The organism is uncultured Neisseria sp. (genome assembly GCF_951230505.1).
Lineage (GTDB): Bacteria > Pseudomonadota > Gammaproteobacteria > Burkholderiales > Neisseriaceae > Neisseria.
Map to the genome: position 1 here is coordinate 1 of NZ_CATNVN010000140.1, position 4,789 is coordinate 4,789.

The 4,789-nt window shown below is 52.5% G+C and carries 3 protein-coding genes and 1 pseudogene; 2 read left to right on the forward strand and 2 right to left on the reverse strand.

Going from position 1 to position 4,789, the window contains the following annotated elements:
* Positions 1-189: pseudogene (locus Q1M25_RS08165) on the reverse strand (hypothetical protein); the annotation flags it as partial.
* A 183-nt stretch (positions 190-372) separates the two neighbouring features.
* Here Q1M25_RS08165 and Q1M25_RS08170 point away from each other — a divergent pair.
* A complete protein-coding gene (locus Q1M25_RS08170; protein WP_049332004.1) occupies positions 373-777 on the forward strand; it encodes a MarR family winged helix-turn-helix transcriptional regulator in 405 nt (134 codons plus the stop codon).
* 65 nt (positions 778-842) lie between these two features.
* Here Q1M25_RS08170 and dnaJ read toward each other — a convergent pair whose 3' ends face one another.
* Positions 843-2,000, reverse strand: coding sequence for a molecular chaperone DnaJ (dnaJ, locus tag Q1M25_RS08175; protein WP_300483770.1), 1,158 nt, complete (start codon positions 1,998-2,000; stop codon positions 843-845).
* Positions 2,001-2,210: 210 nt separating this feature from the next.
* On the opposite strand from dnaJ, the gene leuS reads away from it, so the two are divergent.
* Positions 2,211-4,789, forward strand: a 2,579-nt coding sequence (gene leuS / locus Q1M25_RS08180; protein ID WP_300483772.1) for a leucine--tRNA ligase, incomplete at its 3' end; no start/stop codon positions are given.

Consider the following 4,789-nt stretch of genomic DNA (forward strand, 5'->3'; position numbering starts at 1 on the left):
GCCTGCGGTTGCCATGCAGGCAATCAACCCGAACAGCGCATAAACAATGGTTTGCTTCACGGCGGCGACAGTTTCGTGCGAGCCGAAGAGTTCGCTGAACACGGTGCTGCTCCAAAACGAAGCGATGAATAAAAATGCGCCCGCTCCTGCGGCGGCGTGGATTTTGCGTAAAGTATTGCGGTTCATCATGGTTTCCTTTGAATGTTTGAGATAGGCCGTCTGAAATTTATATAGCAAGCTATTAAATTAAAATAAGTATAGCTTGCTATTGATTAACATAGCAAGCTATACTTGCGCTATAATTCATAAAGATCTGTTTTAAAAGGAAACAAAGTGAACGACTCATTCAAAGACCAATCAGCCGGCTATTTGATGAACCATATTGCCCGCCAATTTGCCATTTTATTGAGCGAAGGCTTAAAACCACTGGGGATTGCGCCTGCACAATTTCCAATTTTGATCGAGCTATGGAATAAAGACGGCTTGAGCCAACAGGAATTAGTTGAGCGTGCCGATTTGAAGCAGGCAACGATTGCCAACACTCTGGCACGGATGGAGCGAGACGGATTGATTACACGGGAGCCTAATCCTGAAGATGCACGCAGCCGTTTGATTATGCTGACAGAACACGCGCGTGCTTTACAATCAAGCTCCACCGAAATTGCCAAAGCCATCAACCAAGAATCCTTGGCGGATCTGTCTGCAGACGAGCAGAAGCTGTTTTTGGAAATGGCACAGAAAATTATATTGAAACAACAAAAGATGATAAAAGTCTGAAAAATATAGAAAAGGCCGTCTGAAACTCAATGTAAACAGGTTTCAGACGGCCTTTTTCACAACGATTAATTATCGGAGAACAAATCGCCTACTTTTTCCCAAAACGATTTTTTGCGCGGGGTTTGGCTGAGGTCGAGGCCGGAGGAGATTTTTTCAAATTCTTCCAGCAACTCTTTCTGACGGTCGGTCAGGTTGACCGGTGTTTCAACCAAAATGTGGCAGTACAAATCACCGGTCGAGCTGGAACGCAGAGACTTGATGCCTTTGCCTTTCACGCGCATACGGCGGCCGGTTTGCGTTTCTTTCGGAATGTGCAGTTTGACTTTGCCGTCCAAAGTCGGCACTTCGACTTCACCACCCAATGCGGCAATAGCAAAGCTGATCGGCAGTTCGCAATGCAGGTCTAAGCCGTTGCGCTCGAAGATTTTGTGCTGTCTTACGCGGACATTGACGTACAAATCGCCTGCCGGTGCGCCGTGTTGACCCGGCTCGCCCTCGCCGCTCAAGCGGATGCGTTGACCGTCGTCGATGCCTGCCGGAATGTTGACTTCAACCGTTTTGCTGGTTTTGGTGCGACCTTCGCCACGGCATTTGACGCAAGGATCTTTGATTTCTTTGCCTGTACCGTGACAAGTCGGACAAGTCTGCTGCATTTGGAAAATGGCTTGGCGGACGTGTACCGTACCTGAGCCGTGACAGGTCGAACAAGTCGATGCGGATGTGCCCGGTTTGGCACCTGAGCCGTGGCAAACATCACATTCTTCGTAAGTCGGAATGTTGATGCGTTTTTTCACGCCTTTGGCGGCTTCTTCAAGTGAAATCTCTATGCCGACCTGCAAGTCCGCGCCGCTGTAATCCGGCTGACGGCCGCCTGCGCTGCCGCCACCGCCGAACATTTGGCTGAAAATATCGGAAAAATCGAAGCCTTGCGCGCCACCGAATCCGCCTTGACCGCCAAAACCGCCAAAGCCACCGAATCCGCCCGCACCTGCGCCCTGTTCAAACGCGGCATGGCCGTATTGGTCGTACATGGTACGTTTTTCCTTGTCAGACAAGGTGTCGTAAGCTTTTTGGACTTCTTTAAATTTTTCTTCCGCTTCTTTGTTGTCAGGGTTGCGGTCGGGATGGTATTTCATTGCCAGCTTGCGGTAGGCTTTTTTGATTTCATCGTCGCTAGCGCTACGGGCAACACCAAGGGTTTCGTAAAAATCTTTATTGCTCATAATTTTGATAGTGTTAAGAATGAATTCAAACTGGGTGGGATATGTGGGCGAGTATCAAAAACTCAAGTCAGTATTTTCAAGGCCGTCTGAAATTGTGCTTTTCCGACATCCAAACATTCAGACGGCCTTTGTCAAACCGACAGGCCCGACAACCTGCTATAATCCCATCTTTATTTTTTCCAACGTTTTCAAGCGAAAAACAGAATGACCATGCAAGAACATTACCAACCCGCCGCCATCGAGCCTGCGGCGCAGAAAAAATGGGATGACGCCCGTATTTTCAACGTCTCCGAAGACGCTTCCAAACCCAAATACTACTGCCTCTCCATGTTCCCCTACCCTAGCGGCAAGCTGCACATGGGGCATGTGCGCAACTACACCATCGGCGACGTATTGAGCCGCTTCAAACTCTTAAATGGCTTCAACGTCATGCAGCCCATGGGGTGGGACGCGTTCGGTATGCCTGCGGAAAATGCGGCGATGAAAAACAACGTCGCCCCTGCCGCATGGACCTACGACAACATCGAATACATGAAAACCCAGCTCAAAAGCCTGGGTTTTGCGATTGACTGGGAGCGCGAAGTCGCCACCTGCAAACCCGAATACTACCGCTGGGAACAATGGCTGTTTACCAAGCTGTTTGAAAAAGGCATCGTCTATCGCAAAAACGGCACGGTAAACTGGGACCCCGTCGACCAAACCGTATTAGCCAATGAGCAAGTCATCGACGGGCGCGGCTGGCGTTCCGGCGCGTTGATCGAAAAACGCGAAATCCCGATGTATTACTTCAAAATCACCGATTACGCCGAAGAGCTGCTCAATGACTTGGACAAACTGGAACACTGGCCTGAGCAAGTCAAAACCATGCAGCGCAACTGGATCGGCAAATCTCGCGGCATGACCGTGCGCTTCGCCGTTTCAGACGACAGCAAACAAGGTTTGGAAGGCGATTACGCGAAATTCCTGCAAGTTTATACTACCCGCCCCGACACGCTGATGGGCGCAACTTATGTTGCCGTTGCCGCCGAGCATCCGCTGGCAACCGCCGCAGCCGCCGACAAACCCGAATTGCAGGCATTTATCGCCGAATGCAAAGCGGGCTCCGTTGCCGAAGCCGATATGGCGACGATGGAGAAAAAAGGCGTACCGACCGGCCGCTACGTCGTCAACCCGCTCAATGGCGACAAACTGGAAGTGTGGATTGCCAACTATGTATTGTGGGGCTACGGCGACGGCGCAGTGATGGCGGTTCCGGCGCACGACGAACGCGATTTTGAGTTCGCCACCAAATACAATCTGCCGAAAAAACAAGTCATTGCCGTCGGCGACAACGCATTCGACGAAAACCAATGGCAAGAGTGGTATAGCGACAAAGAAAACGGCATCTTGGTCAACAGCGGCGACTTGGACGGCATGAATTTTCAGACGGCCTTCGACGCCATCGCCGCCAAGCTGCAAAGCCAAGACGCAGGCGAACCGAAAACCCAATACCGCCTGCGCGACTGGGGTATTTCCCGTCAACGCTACTGGGGCTGCCCGATTCCCATCGTCCATTGCGAAAAATGCGGCGACGTTCCCGTCCCTGCCGACCAACTGCCCGTCATCCTGCCTGAAAACGTCGTACCCGACGGTATGGGTTCGCCGCTGGCAAAAATGCCAGAGTTTTACGAAACCACCTGCCCATGCTGCGGCGGCGCGGCGAAACGCGAAACCGACACCATGGACACCTTCATGGAATCAAGCTGGTATTTCTTCCGCTATATGTCGCCCAAGTTCGCAGAAGGCATGGTATCGACTGAAGCCGCGAAATACTGGGGCGCGGTCGACCAATACATCGGCGGTATCGAACACGCGATTCTGCACCTCCTGTACGCGCGTTTCTTCACCAAACTGATGCGCGACGAAGGCTTAGTCAATGTTGACGAACCGTTTGAACGCCTGCTGACGCAAGGCATGGTCGTTTGCGAAACCTACTACCGCGAAAACGACAAAGGCGGCAAAGACTGGATCAACCCCGCCGATGTCGAATTGACTTTCGACGACAAAGGCCGCCCTGTTTCCGCCGTTCTGAAAGCAGACGGACTGCCTGTCGTCATCAGCGGCACGGAAAAAATGTCCAAGTCCAAAAACAACGGCGTCGATCCGCAAGAGCTGATTAATGCCTATGGCGCGGACACCGCCCGCCTGTTCATGATGTTCGCCGCACCGCCTGAACAGTCCCTCGAATGGAGCGACAGCGGCGTCGAAGGCGCACACCGCTTCCTGCGTCGTCTGTGGCGCACCGTTTACGAATACTTGAAGCAAGGCGAAGCGGTCAAAGCGTTCACAGGCAACCAAGACGGTTTGTCTAAAGAACTCAAAGACCTGCGACACAAACTGCATTCCACCATCGCCAAAGTCAGCGACGACTACGGCCGCCGTCAGCAGTTCAACACCGCCATCGCCGCCGTAATGGAACTGCTCAACCAATACGATAAAACCGACACCGGCAGCGAACAAGGCCGCGCCGTCGCCCAAGAAGTATTGGAAGCCGCCGTACGCCTACTGTGGCCGATTGTGCCGCACATCTGCGAAACCCTGTGGAGCGAATTGAACGGCGCAAAACTGTGGGAAGCAGGCTGGCCGACAGTCGATGAAGCAGCCTTGGTCAAATCCGAAATCGAAGTGATGGTTCAAGTCAACGGCAAACTGCGCGGCAAAATCACCGTTGCCGCCGACGCATCCAAAGCCGACCTCGAAGCCGCCGCCCTTGCCAACGAAGGCGCAGTGAAATTCATGGAAGGCAAGCC